The organism is Rickettsia endosymbiont of Ixodes pacificus (genome assembly GCF_000965155.1).
Taxonomy (GTDB): Bacteria; Pseudomonadota; Alphaproteobacteria; order Rickettsiales; family Rickettsiaceae; genus Rickettsia; species Rickettsia tamurae.
Genome location: NZ_LAOP01000001.1, coordinates 786390 through 807848, shown reverse-complemented (window position 1 = coordinate 807848; position 21459 = coordinate 786390). Strand labels below are relative to the sequence as shown.

The following is a 21459-nucleotide window of genomic DNA, read 5'->3' as shown; positions in this document are numbered from 1 at the left end:
TAATTTACTACCGTAATACCAGTATAACCTACTTGCTTTTCTTAACTTGATGCGTATGATAACGCCGACTGACCACGGTGATATTTTTAACTACTTTTTATTAAAAAATAGCACCAAATTATTATAGATAAAAGGATTATAGCAAAAAGCTGATGTATAGAGGCAATTATTATAGGTACAGAGTATAAAAGAGTAATTATTCCGGTAGATATCTGCATCAATAATGCAATCATTAGAAAATACACTATCTTATTTAATTTTGGATGTTCTATTTTTAACAAGCAAATTACCAAAACCACAACAACCAAAAATACGTTATAGCCGCCTAAACGATGTATGAATTGTATAAAAACCGGATCATACCAATTTTTAAGATCAAAAAAATTATCTTTTACCTCCATCGAAACAAAACTATCACCCATTAGCGGAAAACTATTATATATCAGCCCTGCATCAAGCCCTGCAACTAAAGCACCTAAAAAAATTTGCACATATATTACAGTAATAGCAATACCGGAAAATATTAATGGTAATTTTAAATCTGTTTGTGACGGTATTAACAAAATATCACAACGATTTTTTATTAATTGATAAAAAAGTATGTGATAAATAATTACGGCGATAATTAAATGAAAAGCAAGTCGAAAATGACTAACAGACGGGCTATTCAACAAGCCGCTTTTAACCATATACCATCCCATAAAGCCTTGTACGCAAAACAACAACAAAGCAATTATATAAGGTAGCATGTCACGATTTTTTATAACATCTTTAAAATAAAAATATATTAAAGGTACAATATATATTAAAGCTGTAATTCTACCGAGTAATCGATGTATAAACTCTAACAGATAAATAAACTTAAACTGCGATAAAGTCATTCCGTAATTAAAAGAGTTATATTCAGGAAAAGCTTTATATTTAGCAAATTCCGCTTGCCAGCTTTCAAAACTAAAAGGCGGCAAAATACCGGTTACCGGACGCCACTCAACTATAGATAAACCAGAACCAGTAAGCCTTGTTATCCCCCCTATAACAATCATCGCTATGACCATTATACAACTTATACACAACCATTTTGTAATAGACATCTTCCCAAATTCTACTTCTAGAGGTAACTTGTACGTCAATCCGGTACTCGCATCCTCACGTACTTTTTCGTACGCTGCGGTGCTGCGTTCCGTGTTTCCTTCAAATTCCTCTCTATAAGCGAATTTGGGAAGATGTCTAATTAAACTTTTCTGCACTTTTATTTTAAGTTTATGTTTTTTTGCTTTGTCATTGCGAAAAGAATTACAACGTAATTCGACGAAGTAATCTTATGAGTTTCTTATTATTTCATGAGATTGCCACGCAGCTTATGGCTGCTCGCAATGACGATTGAGGAGTCATACAACAATAACCTACCCACCCCTCAAATCAAGACTCTACATTCTTTTCCGTATCTTCGGCGGTATTAACAGGACATTTCTTATTTGATTTTTTATTACGATACCTACGTTTTGTCTTTTTTGGAGCAGCTTGTGCTTCTTCTAAGCCGGCATTACTTTCTACAACTTTCACCTCTTCCACAACGCTTACGGTTTGCTCTACCGGTTCTTTTGCCTCTAAACTCTTATCTTTTACTTCATTAGCAATATTATTACTATTATTAGCTGTTTTCCATTTATGTTTATTTTTGCGTAACTGTTCTTTTTTCGGCTCTTCTTCAGTATAATCGGCATTATGATTCTGAATTACCGGCTTAACAGGATTAACATTATTGTTATTTTTCTTCAACAGCTTCACTTTTTCAATCGAATAACTATCTGATGTAGCATTAGGATCGGAATAAAAATTAAGCTTTATATTATATTTTTCTTCAATAAATTTTATTTCAGCACGTTTATTATTAAGTAGATAAATAACTGAAACGATATTGGTAAAAACATTTATTACATCAATTCTTTCTTCAAAAATTTCATTCTCTATAGTACGTAAAATTAACATAGCATTAGCGTCACTCGCTCTAATGACTCCTTTACCGTTACAATGAGAACAAATTGCCGAATTAGTTTCTAAGAAAGAAGAACGTAATCTCTGCCTTGAGAATTCAAGTAGTCCAAACTGACTAATATTACCGGTTTGTATACGAGCACGATCACAACTTAAAAACTCTTTAAAGGATCGTTCAATAACTTTACGATTCTTAGCTTCGCTCATGTCTATAAAATCAACAACTATCAAACCTGATAGATCTCTAAGCTTTACTTGCTTTGCTACTTCTTTGGCTGCTTCTAAATTAGTTTTTAGTGCCGTTTCTTCGATATTTTTTTCAGAAGTTGATTTACCGGAATTTACATCAATTGAAATAAGAGCTTCCGTAGGATTAATAACGATATATCCCCCTGAAGGTAGTGTCACGACAGGCTGATATAATTTAACTAATTGCTCTTCTACTTGAAACTTAGTAAATATAGGAGTTTTATTTTTATGTTCTTTAAGTTTTGAAAGCTCTGAAGGTAATAAATCCTGCATAAATTTTGAAGCATCTTCATAGGCTTCCTGTCCTTGAATCACTACTTCTTTAACATTGTGATCACACATATCACGTATGGTTTTACGTATTATACTATCTTCCTCATGAATAAAACACGGAGCTGGAAATTTAATAGTACTTTTACGAATTTTATTCCATAACCTTGCTAAATAATTATAGTCTTTCTTTAAATCTAAGGTGCTACTTCCTCTACCTGCGGTTCTAACAATGATGCTATAAGCATCTTTGTCACCACTTACTATTTTATTTAAAATATCTTTCAGTCTTTTTCTTTCTTCCCCGTTTGATATTTTACGCGATATGCCGTTTTGTGAACCTTTATTAGGCATTAAAACACAATATTTACCAGCCAAGGATATATAAGTAGTAAAAGCGGCACACTTATTTCCTCGTTCTTCCTTAGTAACCTGCACCAATAATATTTGGTTTTTTCTTATTACTTCTTGAACTTTATATTGTTTATATTGCGGAATATTTGACTCAGAGGTGTCGCTTTGAATAATTTCAATATCATCAGCTGCTTCTAAATTAAGTTCTGAATGGAATTTACTCTCTACTAAATCTTCTATGGTTTTTAGGTCAATTTCTTCACTATCAACCAAAGAATCATATATAGCTGCCGGTTTCTCTTTATCATCCTCAACCGTAATATTTGAAAGAGCTATTTCAGGAAAAGCATTAACCGGGAAATTTCTCTCCGAGGCAGGCAAATTGTAGTAGTTAGGATGGATTTCACTAAACGGTAAAAATCCACTTTTATCCATTCCATACTCTATAAAAACAGCTTGTAGCGACGGCTCTATTCTTGTGACTTTTGCTAAATAAATATTACCTTTATTTTGTTGTCTTACGGTTGTTTGAAATTCAATATCTTCTATATTGTTGCTTTGTCCTAATAAAACTACTCTTGTTTCGCTTGGAAAATTAGCATCAATTATAATCTTTTTATTCATTTATCTTGCTCACTAACTTGAAGAACAAATAATTAATATAATGCTTGTATCTTAAGAAAAATCGTTGCTTATCTTGTATTAATTTATTTAAATAGATAATTTATCTATGATTAAAGAGCAAAAATGAAATTCTAGATAAACTTCAAATAACACCTCCTTAAAATACTAAAAAATATATTATTATTTTTCTTACATTAAAATATTTTCATATTATTTAATTCATTAATTTTTTTAAAATTAAACAATAATTATATACAAATTATAAATAAGACTACCATATTTGATTAAAAGCTGATAATCTAATAACTATCCATATATACTTAAATAATGGAATTACGAATCTCTTTAATTTTTAAGATAATAATCTTAATCATTATAATTAATGAGTTATATACCATGTATTTATTGTTTAGCAAACACTTAATTTATGACTTTAAAAAACGATTACAAAACTATTTTTTTCTCACTTTTGGGAATATTTATTTTTTCCTGTATCAATGCCATAAATTTTTATAATTTTAAAATCTTTTTACTGATAAATAAAAATCTATGCGGAGAACAAATAAATCATATAAATCAAACTAAATTTATAGGTTCGATAATCGCAGGCTTTGCATTAACACAGTTAATTAATAAGTTAAGTAATAAAAAAATTATTTTAATTAGCTTATCTTTATTAATTATTTGTACAATAAACCTAATTTTATTAAATAATTATACTTTAATTAAAATTAATTTTATTTTAATTAATTTTGGAACATTTTCATATTTCACTTCTATAACATTAGACATTATTGAGAGTAGCAAAGAAAAGAAATATTTTTTTTTAGCTTGTATAATGTTGTTATGGGCGGGTGGAAACTTAATGGTAGATTTATTAAATCCATTTATAAAACCGACAAATAATACTATAGTAATTTGTGCATTGTTATACTGTATCAATATACTAACCGAATTTCTGCATTATAATCCTACATCTCATAAATTAAATTTAAATTCAAAATTTTCATCCTTAATAAAAAATGTCGAATTACAATTATTGACAGGCTTAGTAGTTGCTTATATCACCTTGGATATATTATGGTATTATGAAGCTTTTGCATTAAAGAAAGAATTAGCATTAATTAATTTAAGACTTATACTAAAATATATTTTCCTAGCAATATGTTTTTCTATAATTCCTATATGCTATATATTAAGCAAAGTAAATAAATATTTGGCTAATTTATCACTAACTATAATTCTACTAGTCTGCTTTATTTTACTACCGCTTCATGGAACTAATAAAAACCTTAATATATTATATATAATACTAATCGGTAGTTGTTTAGGATCCATTTATATTTGCAATATTTTAATACTAATTGATAAATTTAGGGATTACGAACTTAGAACAGCTTTATTTTCGTATTTTTCAATGTGCAGCATCGGTATATATGCCGGAGCTTTATCATCTCATGTACCACCTTACGGCACTATTAACGGCAGTGATTTCTTATTTTCCGTTTTTGCCGTAGTCGGTAGTTTTGTAGCTTATCATTTTTGGTATTTTATTAAGTATAAATTATATAGATTTTAATGTCATACCGTGGACAAGCCACGGTATGACACCGAGCGGGCTTCTCGAGCCATGCAACAATGCTTTCAGTCGCTCGCAATGACGATTATGTAATATTTTGTAACATAATATAACTTGTATAATTCGGCATTAAATATTAATATTTAAATATATTTTTACAATGCCTAAAATGCAGCAAAGTACATTATTAAAACCGGTTAGTTGTTACGGGATCGGGGTTCACTCAGGAAAACGCACCCAGTTAACTATAGAACCCGCTAAAGAAAATACCGGAATTATATTCATTAGAACCGATATATCTTCTGAAAATAATTATATTGAAGCTAGCTATTTCAATGTTTCCGATACCTTGTTATCTACCACTATAAGTAATGATCATAAAGTTCAAATTTCAACAATTGAACATTTAATGGCAGCACTTTGGGGGTGCGGCATTGATAATGCAATTATTAAAATTGACGGTCCTGAAGTACCAATTATGGACGGCAGTAGTAAACCTTTTGTGTTTATGATTGAATGTGCAGGTAAAAAATTACAAAATGCTCCTAAAAAATATCTAAAAATTTTAAAAGATATAAAAGTAGTTCATAAAGATTGTGAATTATATTGCACTCCTTCCGATCACATGACTGTAGATTTAACCATTGATTTTAGCAGTAAAGCTATAGGCAGACAAAATCTAAGTTTTAGGGATCAAGAATCTTTTACTAAAAATATTGCGGATGCTAGAACTTTTGGCTTTATAAGAGATGTTGATTATTTGAAAAGCAAAGGGCTTGCCCAAGGTGCCTCATTTGAGAATGCTATAGGAATAGATGAGCAGGATAAAATCTTAAACCCAAACGGCTTACGTTATGAAGATGAATTCGTTCGCCATAAACTATTAGATTTATTCGGTGATTTATATACCAGCGGCACTAACGTTGTAAGTGCAATTAAAGGCTACAAAACCAGCCATGCTCTTAATAATGAATTATTGCATAAAATATTTAGCGATACTACCTCTTACAAATTTGTAACTAGCAGTGAGTTATAATAATCATTTCATATTGTTAAATTTCGCTTTCTTTTTTGCATCCTTTTTAAATTTTCACTTTTCGTCCTTTTTATTTCAGCATTATTAACTTTATCTTTATCCATAGCTTTAGTTAAAGGACTATATCCTTCGGCTTTACTAGGATTTTCATAAAATGGATTCATTACATTTTTAATATCTTTAACATAACTCTCTTTTCTATTATCCATTGTTATTTTATTTTCTCTAAAAAATTCTTCTAAACCGTTTCTTTTTATTTCAAAATTAAAACTGCCTCTTATTTCTCGAAATTTTTGTATTTTTTGGTCTTTATTCATACTCCAATAATTCTTATCCTTTATTAATTTTTTTAAAGCTAATGTTTGCAATACTTGATTCTTAGTATAATCCTCTAATTGTTCTAAATTTTCATATATAGGAGTGTATTGTTTTTTATATTCTTCATTTATATTTAATTTAAATATTGCTTTTATTTCTATTTTTTCCTTTTCAGTAAGACCGTCGATAATTAATGATGCGGTCGTAACTACACCGTAACCCGTAGCTTTTAATATATCAAGCACATTACCGCTAGCACCTTTAATAATAGAGGAAGCCAAATTTGCGGCTCCACCTAGATTATTTCCAAATATTCGTCCTGTACTTTTCAATTTATTTACATTTAACTCATACTTATCTTGAGTAGCATCCTTACCTGCCGTTTGCGGCGTATATAATTCATTTTTTAAAATATCTTTTAAGCTCGGTTCTAATGATAATATATAATCTTGCTGACTTTTAGCATTTCTGTTATGTACTAATAAATTATTCTCTTTATGAAGTTTACACAAACTATGCACTTTTAAAGTCTCATTTATAGCCTGAATTCCTACGCTAACTCCTGAAACAACAGCTACAGCTATAATTATCGGTGATATAGGAGTAAAAAGTCCGAAAACCGCAATTACTATAGAAGCTACGGAAACTGCATAACTTAAACTATTGCTAAATAATATTTTACCGATTTTACTTTGTCTAAAACTAGTCCAATAAGATTTTAACTTATTAAATATTTTTCTAACCCTTGATTTTTTTGAATCAGACATTTATTTTTCTCTCCAAAGAACAATATTTTTATAAATTTTTCTTTTATTTATTTAATTAACTTCTCTTACAACTTAAATTATAGTATAAATTCTAATAAAAAAACAAAATAAATGTCTGGAAAAGAATTAAATAAAATTGTTGCAGCCATCTTATTTGCTAGTTTAATTGCTATGATGGTTGGATTTGTTGCAAATATATTATACAAACCAAACTTACAAGTTTTACATCGCGGTTATAGCATTGCAGTTCAGGAATCCACAGAAAATCAAGATACTACGGCAATAGAGCAAGCACCGGTAAATATACCGGAATTGATGAAAACCGCTAATGCCGATAATGGTCCACAGATAGCCAAGAAATGTTTAATGTGTCATTCCCTTGATAAAGACGGTCCAAATAAACTAGGACCTCATTTGTGGGATGTAGCAGGCAGACCAAAAGCAAGCATAACAGACTATAAATATTCCCCTGCTCTATCAAAACTTGGCGGCGTATGGGATGATGATAGTTTATTTGCTTTCTTACATAAACCAAGTAGCTATGCACCAGGAACTAAAATGTCCTTTGCCGGTATCTCAAAACCACAAGACATAGCTGACGTAATATTATTTTTAAAAACTTATGTTCATGATAAATAATTATCTCACCGAAATATGGTTAATAATCGGTATAATTTGCGTAGTTGTTGAATTCTTTGCAGTTCCAAGTATTGGATTCTTATTCTTTGGGCTTGGAGCATTATCAAATACTCTTGTGGTATATAACTACCCCCTAGTTAGCTTAACAAATCAAATAACATTTTTTAGTATATTATCGCTTATTTGGTTTTGTATATTATATTATCCTCTTAAAAAATATGTTTATAATAAAACTGATAAAACAGAAAATTACTCGGATATGATAGGCAAAACGGTAGAGGTTTATAGTTCTACCGTCTCTTCTGATACTGTAGGACAAGTAAGATGGTCCGGTGCTATTATGAATTCTTATCTTGCACCAAACGAAATCGATGCAAAAACAGGCGACCGACTTTTTATTATCGAAGTTAAAGGGAATGTACTAATTTGTTCTAAGCATAGACCTAAAACATAGAATCAAACCCTATATAATTTATGCCAAGATTAATAACGCATCATGGATTAACTAAATCTACTTTTGATGCTTCGCGACTCAAAAAAGAGTTAGAAAACAAGCATACTACTTCTTTGCCGTTAGATGAACAGCTTGCCTTACTTGATCAATTACGTGAATTTGAGTTAGGTCGTTTTTTGTTGGCAAATAAAGGACTTAATGGTTATTGGACATCTTATATAATAATTCATGGTCTTAAAAAAGAAAAGCTCTACCCTTTAGAAAGATGGATTTTGTATCATGCTCCTTCTGTTAAAGCTACCCAAGAACGCTTTAAAATATTTCAAAAAATTTTACAGGATAAGTTAGAAGACGGAATGAAATTTATTTCTGTTCCTTGCGGTATTATGGACGATTTGCTTACATTAGATTACAGCAAAATAAAAGAAATTCATCTGACGGGGATTGATTTAGATGCTATTTCTTTAGAACTAGCACAAGAAAACGCTAAAAAGCATCATCTTACGCATGTTAACTTTTTGCAACAAGATTGCTTGGAACCTTGATATTCACGAGGAATATGATATCCTTACGAGTAATGGTCTTAATATTTATGAATTTGATGATTATAAAGTTACTGATCTATATAAACAATTTAGTAAAGTGCTTAAACCTAGCGGCATACTAATTGCAAGCTTTTTAACGCCTCCTCCAACATTATCAAAGGAATCTACATGGAAAAATGTTAATATTGAGGATGCTTTAAAACAAAAGTCTATTTTTAGTGATATTATTAACGCTGCATGGCAAGTTTTCGTACAGAAGCCGAAACACGTAAACAGCTAGAAAAAGCAGGATTTCAAATCCTCGAAATTATATATGATTCTCAAGGTATTTTTCCGACAGTAGTAGCAAGAAAAAAATAATAATCAAATTCAAACATTTTCCTTAAACCAATCAAAAGCTTTTTTAAAGAAGCTGCTATTTTCATCAAGTCTAATATGAGCGAATTCTTTTTGCTGTTTTAGAGCATGAATTTTTAGCATTCCTATAGTTGCTGAATACATAGCCGGATTATAGTCTTCTGTAAAACCGGCAATAATCTCCGGTTTACCGATTCTACTCTGTTTTTCAAAAATTTTATTTGAAAGTTCTTTAAGTCCTCTAAGCTGAGACCCACCGCCGGTAATTACAACTCTAAAAACTTCAACCTGCCCTTTTGTTGCTTTATCATATTCGGCTTTTACCATTGATAATATTTCTTCGGCTCTTGCTCTTATTACCTCAGCCAATTTATAAATTGTTACGGAAGTATTTAAATTATGATGAGTATCAACCTGAAAATCATCCATATTTATAATACTATCTTTCTCAAATAAAGGTATAATTGCATTACCGTATAAAATTTTTAATTTCTCTGCCGTAACAAGATCAATACCAAAGACTTTAGCAATATCCGAGCTAATATGAAAACTACCTATATTTACATGCCTCGTATATATTAATTTACCGGCAAAAAAAATGCCGAAAGAGGTAGTTTTATCCCCCATATCTATAATAAGCGAGCCTAGATTTTTTTCATCATTCGTAAGACAGCTAATAGCAGAAGCATAAATTGCTAGAGTAATATTTGTGACTTCAACATGACATTTAGCGAAACATTGTACAATATTTGATAGCATATTTGAACTAGCTGCAATAATATGTAATTCACAACTAAGCTCTCTACCGTACATACCGATAGGATTCTCGACTGAATTATTATCAAGGGTAAATTCAAGAGGAAAATAATGAATAATTTCTTGGTTTTTAACTTTAAATTCAAGTAATGCTTTTTGTAGTAACTTTTTAATATCTTGCTGCGTTACAGTTTGCCCGTTAACTTTAATTGTATAATTTATGTAATAAGATTTAGTGTCGGCACCCGATAATGATAATATAACTTTTTTTATATTTTTACCGCAATCTTTTTCAAGTGCGTAAATTGCCGAAACAATGCTAGTTTCAGCATTTTTTAAATCTGATATAACTCCTGATTTAATACCTTTAGAATGGTGCAAATTTTGGCTAGCTACTTTAATTTCACCTTTTTTACTAACATAGGCAGCAATTACGGCAATCTTACTACTGCCGAAATCAAGTGTTACAAAATTTGATATTTTCTCTTTCATTTTTTTATGCTTGTTATTCCAAAAACGTCATTGCGAGAAGAATTACAAAGTAATTCGACGAAGCAATCTCAGGATGCTTGACAAGATTGCCACGTCGAAACTACGTTTCTCCTCGCAATGACGATTCTCAGTACTTCTCTATATAGTACTTATTCTTATCCCTTAAATCCAAAGCCTTATAATTTTGGTTAAATAGCTTGTTAGCTTTATTTAGCGCATCGACATATTTTAATGCTTCTTCAAACTCTTTTTCAGGTAACTTAATACTTATATTACCTTTAAGATTTAAATCCCACCTTCTATCTCCGAGTCTTACGGCAGCTGAAGTTTTATTCATTAATGCCGGATATTTCTGTAGCTCTAGTACTAATTTACCTGCATAGATATTTGCCCCTTCCCCTACAACATGTAATAAATGAGGAAAAGACTGAATATTTTTACTAATTTCGTAACCTTCTTCATCGACTAAGAAAAGCTGATTATTAATTTGCCAAATAGCAATAGCTTCTCTTTCAAATAATTTTATATATACCGTATTTGGTAATCTTCTACTGACATATACTTCCTTGATCCATTTATTTTTCTTTAAATTATTTCTAATTTCGTCTAATTTAAGAGCAAAAATAGGACTACCCTTACTTGCATTTAAAACCTTTAATATTGTAGGCTCATCGACATTTTGCTGTCCTTCAATGATAACATTCTCAAGTTTAAACCCAAGCTTTGTTGTTGTTTGGTATATATTTGTTGTTAAGTAGGTTTTTATGCCGGCAAAATGTTTTGTAAAAACAAATAGACATACAAAGATAATTAAAGCAATCTTAAGCCCTAATATTGCTTTTTTGTAAATTAATCCTAATTTTCGGCGTAATGAGATATTATTAGTTCTTTTTGTTTGTTTTTTTTTATTGGAGCTTGTTTTTTTTCTCATGATTCAAAGCTTGCCGTCTTTATAATTTCTTCAATTAAGTTAGTAAAATTTATCCCTGCATAAGCTGCAATTTCCGGCACTATTGATAAAGGCGTCATACCTGGGTGAGTATTCATCTCCAAAGCATATAATTTGTTTGTCTGCTCTTCTAAAATAAACTCTGCTCTAGCAGGACCTTTACAATTCATTGTTTTATAAATTTTTTCTGATTCTATAAGTAATTTTTCATATAAATTAGCAGGTAGCGGAGCAGGACAAAGATGCTCAGCAAATCCTTCAGTACATTTAGTCTCATAATCATAAAAACGATTTTTCAGTAATTTAATCTCTAAAGCTCCAAGAGCTTTACCGTTTAATACCGCTACTTGCAATTCTCGCCCTTTTATATATTGCTCTATTATTACCTGATCACCGTAAGGAAAATCATAATCGGCAAAGTTAAAATTATCTTCCTCAAATATCACCTCAACACCAATACTTGAGCCTTGCTTAAGAGGTTTAATAACGTATGGTCGTTTCATAGGATCGTTTCTTACATCATTGCTTTTATTTACAACAATACTTTCTACCATATTAATATTATTCGTTAAAAACCAGCTCCTAGAATGTATTTTATCGAATGCTAAAGCTGAAGATAACACGCCGCTATGAGTATAAGGAATCCGCATTATATTAAGTAATCCTGGTAAACAACCGTCTTCACCGTATGTACCGTGCAGGCAATTAAAAACAATATCAGGTTTTATTTCCTGTAATCTAACTGCAATATCTGCTCCCATATCAATAAAGGTAACTCTATATCCTAATTCAACTAAGGCTTTACGAACCCCTTCACTTGACACTAACGATACTTCACACTCGGCAGACATACCGCCTGCTACTAACGCTATATGTTTTTTACTGGTAGTACTTAATATTTTGACTTCAGAATGTTCCACCCAACGTGTTTGATATTTATGCATATACTCCTTATATTAATTTCATACCATGATTGCTACGTTCCGTGTCATCCCGTGGCTTGTCCACGGGATCCAGTAAAAAAATTATAAAATAATTTTTTCATATAAATCATGCCATTCTGGATTTTGAGACTCAATTAAATTTAATTTCCACTGTCTTTTATATTCTTTTAATAATTTTTCACGATTAATTGCAGCTATAATATTGTCATATTGCTCAAAATAAACTAATTTATTTATGTTATACTTAGAAGAAAATCCTTTGATTATTTTATGCTTATGCTCATAAATACGTTTTATAATATTTGAAGTTACTCCAATATATATATGTACCATTACGCCCGCTAGCTAATATATATACATAATATTGTTCATTATATTATTAAATTTCTGGATACCGGGGACAAGCCCCGATGACATCCGATTCTCTTAATCTCCCACTCTAACTTAACACCGCTATTTTCAAATACTTTTTGCTGGACAAAATCACCTAAATCTTCTAAATCCTTAGCGGTAGCATCACCGTTATTTATCATAAAATTACAATGAAGCTCCGACATTGAAGCACCGCCTATTCTATAACCTCTAAGCCCCGCTTTGTCAATAAGTTCCCAAGATTTAAGCCCTTCAGGATTTGCAAAAGTACTACCGCCCGTACGCTCTTTAATAGGCTGCGTAGATGATCTTGCGTTATTTATTTCATTCATCCGTAATAATATATTTTCACTATCGCCTTTATTTATTTTAAAAACAGCTTTGAGAATAATTAAATCCTTCGGTAAATTATTACTGCGATATTTAAAACCGATTTCTTCATTTGTGAATGCTCGAAAATTTCCTGCAAAGTCAATCGCTTCAATCTTCACTATAATATCTTTAAATTCAGAGTCGTAAGCACCGGCATTCATAGCAACACCGCCGCCGATAGTCCCTGGAATACCTACTAAAAACTCAAAACCGGAAATAGCATTTACTTGACAGAATTTTGCTAAATTATAATTAAGGCAGCTGCTGCCTACTACTAAATGATTATCATCTATAAACTCAATATTGCTAAAATTCTGACCAAGTTTTATAACGACCCCTTCTATGCTGCCGTCTCTTATAATAATATTTGAGCCTGCTCCAAAAGTAGTTATAGGTAATTTTTGCTTATTTTGTATTAAGAAACTTGCTAAATCTTCGCTATCTAAAGGTTTAAAGAAAATTTCGGCATTACCGCCTACTTTAAACCATGTTAAGTGTTTTAAATTATAATCTTTTTTATACTCGCCTTTTACTATCGGTAAAATTAACATATTTAGTCCTGCTATTCGCTTTACTGTTATCTTCACTCTTTTGTCACCCCGTGGCTTGACCCTATGTTGTACGAACGGATGTCATTCCTAGCTAAAAGTGCATGAGTGTCAACTTAAGACTCGATGTCATTACCGCGAAAGCGGGAATCCAGTACTTTAAAGCTTTTTAAAAGCTTTATTTAGAAAGTAAAATCTTGATCTAAAAGATTTTTTTAAAGCTCGATTTATCTCGCTTTACCCTGGATTCCCGCTTTCTCGGGAATGACATAAGTGTCATGCAACAAGACCGGTCAAGCCACGGTATGACAGCTTAAGGCACCCGGGATGACAATCTCCCATCTAATTCATTAGCAAAACTTGAAATATTACCTGCTCCCATCATAATTATCATATCACCAGAAGCTGCATTATCTATAATAACCCCAACCGCATCATCTAGCTGTGCTAGAAAATTTGCTTTATCGTGATACTTATTCTTAGTAATCTTATCAACTAAACTTTGTCCTGTAATTCCTTCTATAGGGTTTTCACCTACAGCATATATATCGGTAATATAGAGTATATCGGCATCAACAAAGCAAAGCATAAAATCATCAAATAAATGCTGCATTCTTGAATATCTGTGAGGCTGAAAAATAGCAATAACTTTACCGTTTTGTTTATTTGCTATATTTTTAGCCGTCGCAAGTGTTGCTTTGATTTCCTCAGGATGATGAGCGTAATCATCGATAATTGAAGCCTTATTATATTCAGCTACTTTAGTAAATCTCCTCTTTACTCCTTTAAAATTATTAAAGCCATTTTTAATAGCTTTAATACCAAAATCTAATTCTATGCCAACGGCAATTGCAGCAAGACTATTTAAAATATTATGTCTTCCGGGCGTTGGAATAGTAATTTTTTCAATAATCGTTGTACCTAGTACATTTGGTAGACTAATTTTTACGTCAAAAGTAGAGGAGGCAATATCAGTGTTAATATTAAACGCTATAATATGAGCATCTTCCGAATCGATTCCATAAGTAACAATCTTTCTTTCAGTAATATCGTCTACTAACTTACGAACTATTTTATGATCGATACAACAAACGGCAAAACCGTAAAACGGCAAATTAGTAATAAAGCTTCTAAAAGCACCAATTAATGTTTCAAAATCTTTATAATAATCTAAATGTTCGGGATCAATGTTAGTTATTATCGCAATAGTTGATGGAATATGAATAAACGTCGCATCCGATTCATCGGCCTCCGCAATTAAATAATTACTTGAACCAAGATATGCATTAGTCGATTTATTATTTATGATCCCACCGTTAATAACCGTAGGACATAAACCGGCTGCCTCAAATAAACAAGCAACTAAAGAAGTAGTAGTGGTTTTACCGTGCGATCCCGAAACTGCTACTGAACATTTTAATCTCATAAGTTCAGCAAGCATTTCCGCACGTCTAATAATTGGGATTTTACGCTCTAATGCCTCTTTTATTTCAGGATTATTTGGATTAATTGCCGACGAAATAACAACATACGAAACATTGGTAATGTTCTGCTCGGCGTGTCCTAAAAATATTTTAATGCCGTATGACTCAAGCCTTTTAGTATTATAATTTTCTACTAAATCGGAACCTTGTACTTTATAACCTAGATTATGTAATATCTCGGCAATACCGCTCATTCCAACGCCGCCGATACCTATAAAATGTATAGTTTCTAAGATTTGATTAGTTTTTTTTAATTCAAGTAACAGCATCTAAGTTTAATCATTTAAAGTTGAGTTTTATGTAGGTTGTCAAGCACTATAATTTATGTCATTGCGAACGGGCATTGGCCTTGTTGCATGGCTCGGTTTATGTCATTCCCGCGAAAGCGGGAATCCAGTAAAACATATAAAAAACAAGTTTTTTATATGTTTATTTTATCAAATGATGTAACCTCTGTATCAATATTGAAGTTATTTTTCTGGATTCCCGCTTTCGCGGGAATGACATCGAGCAGATTTCTCGAACCATGCAACAAGACCCTTCACTCCTCACAATGACGATTTTGGTATCCATGCAATAAAGTCAGCGAGGTCGCAGTATGACAATAATTAAACCTCATCCACCCTATCAAACTTTGCTTCGGAATAAAAGTTCCCTTGTAGCCCACCAACTTTTAGATCAATTAAAAATTTAGCTATTTCTCCGTTTTCTACGAATTCAGCTACCGTTTCAATACCTAAATCTTCTGAAATTTTAATTAATCTTTCTACGAAATACCTACTTTGTACGTCACTTGTAATACTACGCACATATTTACCGTCAATTTTAATAATATCAATTGGTAAGCTTTGAAGTTGTTTAAAAGAAGTAAAACCCGAACCAAAATCGTCTAATGCAAATTTACATCCGTACTTACGTAGTTTATTAATAAATAAAGTTATTTTATCGTAATTCTCATTGAAAGAAGTTTCCGTAATTTCAATAATTAAATGATCCCGAACATTATGAGCTTTTAATAAGTTTTCTGCTATTTCCCATAAAGCTTCATCGCTTGTTCCTATATTTGAAATGTTAACGGCTAACATTAAGTTTGGGTTGCGGGCAAGTTCGTTAACAGTCATTTCCAAAACAATTTGATCAATTATAAAAATTAATCCTTTATTTTCAGCAATAGGGATTATAGGACCTACGGAAATATAAACGCCGTTCTCGTCAGGTATACGAAGCAGACATTCATAATAATGAATCTTCATAGTATTGCGATCTATTATAGGCTGATAAGCAAATCGCATAGTCTTTTTTGCTAAGGCTTGTCGTAGTAAGTTAAGCTGAAGATTAGATTTTCTTATATTTTCCAAATCATGTTCTGTACTGCTATATTCACGGTAATAATAATTATTATTTTGTGAAAGTAACATATTTAATGTTTTTTCAATTTCTTTAGCATTATTACTTACTTTTGGAAATTTAATACTAGCAATATAACAATTCATATAAATTGCCGGCTTCTGTTCATTAATATAAAGCTGCGAAAATAAATATAATTTTCTAGCAAAATTTTTAATTAAGTCAGAATCAGTAGTATTTAGGATAAATAATATTCTATCTTTCTTTATTTTCTTAAACTTTGAAAAAATATTAAGTTCTTTGCTTACATCTTCAATGATTTGATCTAAATCTTCAATTATAAAATGCTTATCCTGCTCTATAAATTCTATTTCATCATAATTAACTAATCTACAAGCAAAACATACGCCTTTTTCCAATTTATCTATCTCATCTTGTAAATCTTTATAATCCGTTATTAATTCCGACATTGCCATTTTTATCATAAAATTATATACTTAAGAATATTAGGACATTTTTACTGTAAATGAAATAAAAATATGAGCCGCATGGAAAGGATACAAGAAAAATTAAGTGTGTTAAAACCACATTTTCAAGAAATAATAGATGAAAGCTATAAACATGCTAGTCATTATGACGGAATTCACAGCCATATAAAAATAAGAATTGCTGCAGAAACATTACAGGGAAAAAGCCTAATTACCAATCATCGCACTATTAATAACTTACTTGCCGATGAATTTAATAGCGGTCTGCATGCTTTATCTATAGAGGTACTATGAAAACAAATAATATTTTAAAAGTTGCGGTAGGAGCTAGCAGCGTAGCACAAAAAGCCTTAAACAGTATAGCGGATAAAAGCTGTGGTATAATTGAGGATAAAATACTTAAAGGTAATTACGTCACTCGCGAAGAATTTGAAAAATTACAAACTTTAGTAATAAAACTAAAAAAAGAATTAGCAGAGTTAAGGGGTAAATAATTAATCAACTAGTTTCAGGAATTCTCTATTTCTGCTTTTAGCTTTTCTATTTCTTCTGTAGATAATTCAGTAATCTCGTGAATTTCTGCTATAGGTCTTTGTTTGATTAGCATTTTTTTTGCTATTTTTATACTTTTTACTACTTCTCTCTCAACTTTCCCTTTTTCAAAATTTTCAGACAAAGCTATTTCTTCAGCATCTTCCATTAATTTTGCTCTTATATAGGCGTCATATTCTTCGGGAGTTAGGTTATGCATTTCTATTACATTATACGCATCTAATACTTTCTCGCTCTTTATATTTGCAGGCGGACTAGTTTCGTTTTCTGCACACTTAAATAAATGTAGCCACTCATCTATAGTATTATCAAACTTATCTTTATCAAACTTCTTAAGCTCTATAAATACATAGGAAAAATCAAATAAATGTTACTTATTTGTTTTAGTTTCAAGCATTTTATGAAGACTTATACAAGGTACTTCATCATCAAACATTTTAGTCTTAATAAGTGAAATAACTATTACCGGTAATAAATCTTTATGCTTTATTCCTTGTGTAAGTTGCTGTACGTAAGAATGAGCAGAATAATATTGCACTCTTTTTAAGTAATCGCTTTCATTTCTTTTTTGCATCTCGATTATATACCAGCTACCGGCTTCATCTTTAACCTTTAAATCAAATATGCTTTTTTTCCCTTTATCGATAATAGGTGTTTGCTCTACAGGTATAAATTCTATTTCTTTGATTCTAAGCCCCTCAGGTAGTTCAAGAACCGCATTAATAAATTCCTTTAACCTTCCTAAATCACGAAAGATTTTTTTAAATAAACTATCATTAGTGGGATCTAAATATCTTTGCATATTAATTATTACTTTTGGTATTACTCATATTATATAGCTTTTTAAGTAATAAGTAAATAATACTAGAATATGTACTTTTAATAGAATAATTATTGCTATTTTTTAATAAAAATTACGTACTTTGATCTGTTCTAATGGATACGATTGCTGACATGCCAGGGACTAGATTAGCATTTGGGGATTCAAAATCTATTAAAACAGGTACACGTTGTACGATTTTAGTAAAATTACCGGTAGCATTATCGGACGGGATTAAACTAAATTTAGAGCCGGTAGCAGGAGCGATATTACGAATCTTCCCGTAAATTACCTTTTTAGGCAAAGCATCAAATTCAATTTTGACTTTCATGCCGGACTTAAATTTCTTAATTTGTGTTTCTTTAAAATTAGCCTGAATATACATAGTATTATCTTGAACTATAGAAAACAATGCCCTACCCGGTACTATGTAATTTCCGACTTCTAAACTACTATTACCGAATATACCGGGTACCATAGCAATAAGTTTAGTATTTTGTAAGCTCCTTAAGGTTACTTTTTTATTTTCTGTTAGCTCTTTAAGTTTTTCCTGTTCTGCTGCTTTTTCAAGCTCAAGAAGCTGTAAATTTTGCTTAGATATATCTAAATCTAACTGTGCTTGTTTATAATCCGTTTTGGCTTTTTGATATGCGTTTTTAGAATCATCTAGCGTTTTAGAGCTAGCAAATTTTGCCTTATTTAATTCCTGCACTCTACTAAAATCTGTTGAAACAATATCAAAGCTTATTTTAGTAAGCTTTAATTTTTCAGCTGCTTGCTCTAGGCTAATCTGCCCTATTGAGATTTTTTGCTCTATAATTTCTATATTTTTTATGCAAGCTTCAATAGATGCTTCAAGTGCTGCAAGCTTTGCCTTATAATCTCTATCGTCAATTTCACCTATCAGATCGCCTTTATTAACTTTAGTATTATCGGTAACAAATAACTTTGTTAAAACACCGCTAACTTCAGCACTAACATTTGAAATATCTGCATCTATGTAAGCATTATCCGTGGATTGTGTATTTGCCCAAACATAAATTCTATATCCCAAATAAATAAATATTATTAAGGCTATAATAATTACATATTTAGTAAATGGATGATGTTTATATTTATCGATAGCTTGTTGTAATACACTCGGCATAATTAACTTTACCAATATCCTCTATGTTTAAAAAAATAACAAATTGGTATAGAAAGAATATATATAACTGCAATTAACGGCAGTGAATACCATGGATATATGATAAGATTTATAATAACAATAGCAACTAAAATCATTGCAAGCGATAAATATTCAGGTTTAATACTTAAATTTTTTGTTGAGATTGTAGGAAGCCTACTAGCAAGTAGAAAAGCTATAATAGCTAAATATATATTAATTGTTATAGTGTGAGTACGTGTATTGATATTTAATAACGTACCGATTTCAAAATCTATCATTACAGGCGTTAAAGCAAGTAAAGCACCACATGGAGCAGGTACACCGGTAAAAAAATATTCAGTTTTTTTATCTTGTTTCGGTTGATAAATACCAACATTAAAGCGAGCTAAACGTAGTGCCATACACACTATAAATAATAGCATTACTGCTGATGAAAATACCTTATATTCATATTGTTGAAAAGACCATAAATATATTAAATAAGCAGGAGCTATACCAAAATTAGCAAAATCGCATAATGAATCAAGCTCTGCCCCAAATGGGCTAGCTGCATTTAGCATCCTTGCTATTCTACCGTCGATACCGTCAATAATTGCCGCTACTATAATGCAATATACCGCAAGTTCCCATCTGCTATCCAAAGCAAATTTTATAGAACTCATACCAGTTACTAAACCAAGCAACGTAATAAAGTTGGGAATTAATTTTATTAGAGGTACAGGCTTAGTTATTATAGATTTACGAATTTTTAACAATTTTTATACTCAAAATGTATTTATAACGTCATTGCAAGGAAAAACTGTAAGTTTTGACGAAGCAACCTCAGGAGTTTGTTATTATTTCATGAGATTGCCACGCAGCCTAACGGCTGCTCGCAATGATGGGGTTTTAAAGTTATGAGACTACTTCCTCTCAAACTTAAATTCTGCTGTCTTTTTACGTCCAAAATCAGCAATGATAGTTTCACCGCCTATAGCAGTCTGCCCTTTACTCACTAATAAAGCTGTTTTCAACGGTAGATAAACATCTACTCTGCTACCGAAACGAATTATACCGTATCGCTCGCCCGTTTTAACTTCATTACCCTCTTCTAAATCACAAACTATACGCCTTGCTATAAGTCCGGCTATTTGAACAAAAACAATTTTCTGCCCTTGATCAGTTTCCATTAATACTGATTGACGCTCATTATAAATACTAGCTTTATCGAGTGAAGCATTAAAAAATTTTCCTGGATTATAATGAAGTGCTAAAATTTTTCCGTTTGCTGGGATTCTATTAACATGGACATTAAAAATATTTAGAAAAATACTAACTCTAATCATTTCCACATCACCAAGCCCTAATTCCGGAGGCGGCAATGCTTCCTTAATTTCTTGAATTATTCCATCTGCAGGACTTATTATCAGATCATCACTTATAGGTACAAAGCGATCAGGATTACGGAAAAAATAAATACACCAAGCAGTAGCAATAAATCCAATACAGCCAAGTTTTTCATTAAATGATGCTAATAAAAAACTTACTAATGCAAAGCTAGCAATAAATATATATCCTTCGCGGTGAATAATTTTAAATAAATCATTATATTGTTTCATTTTAATCTCTATGAATCTCCTTATTATTTTTAACTATGCCTGCTCTGCTTTATCCTCTTGGTTCTCACTCTCATCTTCATCTTCTTCTTGAGGGGTAGCTTGGGCTTCTTGAGCAGAACCAAGAGCATATACGCATAAATCCGGAAGTGGAACACCGTTTTTTTTGGCAAGATCATTTAGCTGTGATATTGCTTTCATAACCTCATCAGGAATAGTACCGCCTCTTTCGTCAGATAACCATTTTGCTTGAAATTGTAGCGGATGATGCCCTTCTTGAGGCGTACCTATATAAAACTTAAACTTGGCTCTTTGTCCACCAAAATCGCAGTCAAATTCAAACTCTTTATACATGTGTCATAACTTTATGAATTAATAATTATAT

21 protein-coding genes and 2 pseudogenes are annotated in these 21459 nt (G+C 31.2%); 8 read left to right on the top strand and 15 right to left on the bottom strand.

Translation table 11 applies throughout. The features are described from left to right. Positions 1-86: 86 nt before the first annotated feature. A complete protein-coding gene (locus REIP_RS04310) occupies positions 87-1091 on the bottom strand; it encodes a COX15/CtaA family protein (RefSeq protein ID WP_045804314.1) in 1005 nt (334 codons plus the stop codon). 328 nt (positions 1092-1419) lie between these two features. Then, complete coding sequence (locus REIP_RS04305) at positions 1420-3492, bottom strand: Rne/Rng family ribonuclease (protein WP_045803922.1); 2073 nt, start codon at positions 3490-3492, stop codon at positions 1420-1422. Between the two features lie 427 nt (positions 3493-3919). Here REIP_RS04305 and REIP_RS04300 point away from each other — a divergent pair, with 427 nt between their 5' ends. Together REIP_RS04300 and lpxC are read left to right on the top strand one after the other, a co-directional pair. Then, the gene (locus tag REIP_RS04300) at positions 3920-5071 is read left to right on the top strand and encodes a hypothetical protein (protein ID WP_045803921.1); all 1152 of its coding nucleotides are present in this window, start codon (positions 3920-3922) and stop codon (positions 5069-5071) included. 169 nt (positions 5072-5240) lie between these two features. After that, positions 5241-6107: a UDP-3-O-acyl-N-acetylglucosamine deacetylase gene (gene lpxC / locus REIP_RS04295; RefSeq protein WP_045804313.1), complete on the top strand. Its 867-nt coding sequence runs from the start codon at positions 5241-5243 to the stop codon at positions 6105-6107. A gap of 8 nt (positions 6108-6115) precedes the next feature. Here the strand turns inward: lpxC and REIP_RS04290 are convergent, their stop codons facing one another. Beyond that, positions 6116-7192, bottom strand: a complete 1077-nt coding sequence (locus REIP_RS04290) for a hypothetical protein (protein ID WP_045803920.1) — start codon at positions 7190-7192, stop codon at positions 6116-6118. 111 nt (positions 7193-7303) lie between these two features. On the opposite strand from REIP_RS04290, the gene REIP_RS04285 reads away from it, so the two are divergent. Genes REIP_RS04285 through REIP_RS12425 form a run of 4 tightly spaced genes read left to right on the top strand, consistent with a single transcriptional unit; the run spans position 7304 to position 9110 of the window. Next, the gene (locus REIP_RS04285) at positions 7304-7831 is read left to right on the top strand and encodes a c-type cytochrome (protein ID WP_045803919.1); all 528 of its coding nucleotides are present in this window, start codon (positions 7304-7306) and stop codon (positions 7829-7831) included. Then, positions 7815-8285 carry an NfeD family protein gene (locus tag REIP_RS04280; RefSeq protein WP_045803918.1) on the top strand — a complete coding sequence of 157 codons (471 nt, stop codon included), beginning with the start codon at positions 7815-7817 and terminating at the stop codon, positions 8283-8285. The genes REIP_RS04285 and REIP_RS04280 overlap by 17 nt, the downstream gene beginning before the upstream one ends. Positions 8286-8305: 20 nt before the next feature. Next, a complete protein-coding gene (locus tag REIP_RS08510; protein ID WP_231569219.1) occupies positions 8306-8830 on the top strand; it encodes a methyltransferase domain-containing protein in 525 nt (174 codons plus the stop codon). Continuing rightward, positions 8793-9110 (top strand): hypothetical protein, encoded by a 318-nt coding sequence (locus tag REIP_RS12425; protein ID WP_231569218.1) that lies wholly within the window; start codon positions 8793-8795, stop codon positions 9108-9110. The genes REIP_RS08510 and REIP_RS12425 overlap by 38 nt, the downstream gene beginning before the upstream one ends. 89 nt (positions 9111-9199) lie before the next feature. On the opposite strand, the gene ftsA is transcribed toward REIP_RS12425, so the two are convergent. From ftsA to REIP_RS04240, 7 genes and pseudogenes are all read right to left on the bottom strand, one after another. After that, on the bottom strand, positions 9200-10435 hold the full coding sequence (ftsA, locus tag REIP_RS04270; RefSeq protein WP_045803917.1) for a cell division protein FtsA: 1236 nt from the start codon (positions 10433-10435) through the stop codon (positions 9200-9202). A 127-nt stretch (positions 10436-10562) separates the two neighbouring features. Next, the gene (locus REIP_RS04265) at positions 10563-11366 is read right to left on the bottom strand and encodes a cell division protein FtsQ/DivIB (protein WP_045803916.1); all 804 of its coding nucleotides are present in this window, start codon (positions 11364-11366) and stop codon (positions 10563-10565) included. Next, positions 11363-12328, bottom strand: a complete 966-nt coding sequence (locus REIP_RS04260) for a D-alanine--D-alanine ligase (protein ID WP_045803915.1) — start codon at positions 12326-12328, stop codon at positions 11363-11365. The genes REIP_RS04265 and REIP_RS04260 overlap by 4 nt, the downstream gene beginning before the upstream one ends. Before the next feature lie 81 nt (positions 12329-12409). After that, a pseudogene (locus tag REIP_RS04255) lies at positions 12410-12680 on the bottom strand (GIY-YIG nuclease family protein). Positions 12681-12699: 19 nt separating this feature from the next. Further along, positions 12700-13623 (bottom strand): UDP-N-acetylmuramate dehydrogenase, encoded by a 924-nt coding sequence (gene murB, locus REIP_RS04250; protein WP_045803914.1) that lies wholly within the window; start codon positions 13621-13623, stop codon positions 12700-12702. A 310-nt stretch (positions 13624-13933) separates the two neighbouring features. Further along, positions 13934-15373 (bottom strand): UDP-N-acetylmuramate--L-alanine ligase, encoded by a 1440-nt coding sequence (murC, locus tag REIP_RS04245; RefSeq protein ID WP_045803913.1) that lies wholly within the window; start codon positions 15371-15373, stop codon positions 13934-13936. A 339-nt stretch (positions 15374-15712) separates the two neighbouring features. Beyond that, positions 15713-16936, bottom strand: a complete 1224-nt coding sequence (locus tag REIP_RS04240) for an EAL domain-containing protein (RefSeq protein WP_045803912.1) — start codon at positions 16934-16936, stop codon at positions 15713-15715. A gap of 54 nt (positions 16937-16990) precedes the next feature. Here REIP_RS04240 and REIP_RS04235 point away from each other — a divergent pair, with 54 nt between their 5' ends. Together REIP_RS04235 and REIP_RS04230 are read left to right on the top strand one after the other, a co-directional pair. Further along, complete coding sequence (locus REIP_RS04235) at positions 16991-17233, top strand: BolA family protein (RefSeq protein WP_045803911.1); 243 nt, start codon at positions 16991-16993, stop codon at positions 17231-17233. Further along, the gene (locus REIP_RS04230) at positions 17230-17433 is read left to right on the top strand and encodes a hypothetical protein (protein WP_045803910.1); all 204 of its coding nucleotides are present in this window, start codon (positions 17230-17232) and stop codon (positions 17431-17433) included. Before REIP_RS04235 ends, REIP_RS04230 begins: the two co-directional genes overlap by 4 nt. Positions 17434-17447: 14 nt before the next feature. Here REIP_RS04230 and REIP_RS11665 read toward each other — a convergent pair. From REIP_RS11665 to REIP_RS04200, 5 genes and pseudogenes are all read right to left on the bottom strand, one after another. After that, positions 17448-18293 (bottom strand): annotated as a pseudogene (locus tag REIP_RS11665) (Rpn family recombination-promoting nuclease/putative transposase). Positions 18294-18405: 112 nt separating this feature from the next. Continuing rightward, entirely contained in the window at positions 18406-19458 is a 1053-nt protein-coding gene (locus REIP_RS04215; RefSeq protein WP_045803908.1) for an HlyD family secretion protein, read from the bottom strand. Between the two features lie 8 nt (positions 19459-19466). Further along, on the bottom strand, positions 19467-20234 hold the full coding sequence (locus REIP_RS04210) for a CDP-alcohol phosphatidyltransferase family protein (RefSeq protein ID WP_008580317.1): 768 nt from the start codon (positions 20232-20234) through the stop codon (positions 19467-19469). Between the two features lie 147 nt (positions 20235-20381). Further along, positions 20382-21077, bottom strand: coding sequence for a phosphatidylserine decarboxylase (locus REIP_RS04205; protein WP_045803907.1), 696 nt, complete (start codon positions 21075-21077; stop codon positions 20382-20384). A gap of 33 nt (positions 21078-21110) precedes the next feature. Then, positions 21111-21428, bottom strand: coding sequence for a DUF2610 domain-containing protein (locus REIP_RS04200; RefSeq protein WP_045803906.1), 318 nt, complete (start codon positions 21426-21428; stop codon positions 21111-21113). Between the last annotated feature and the right edge of the window lie 31 nt (positions 21429-21459).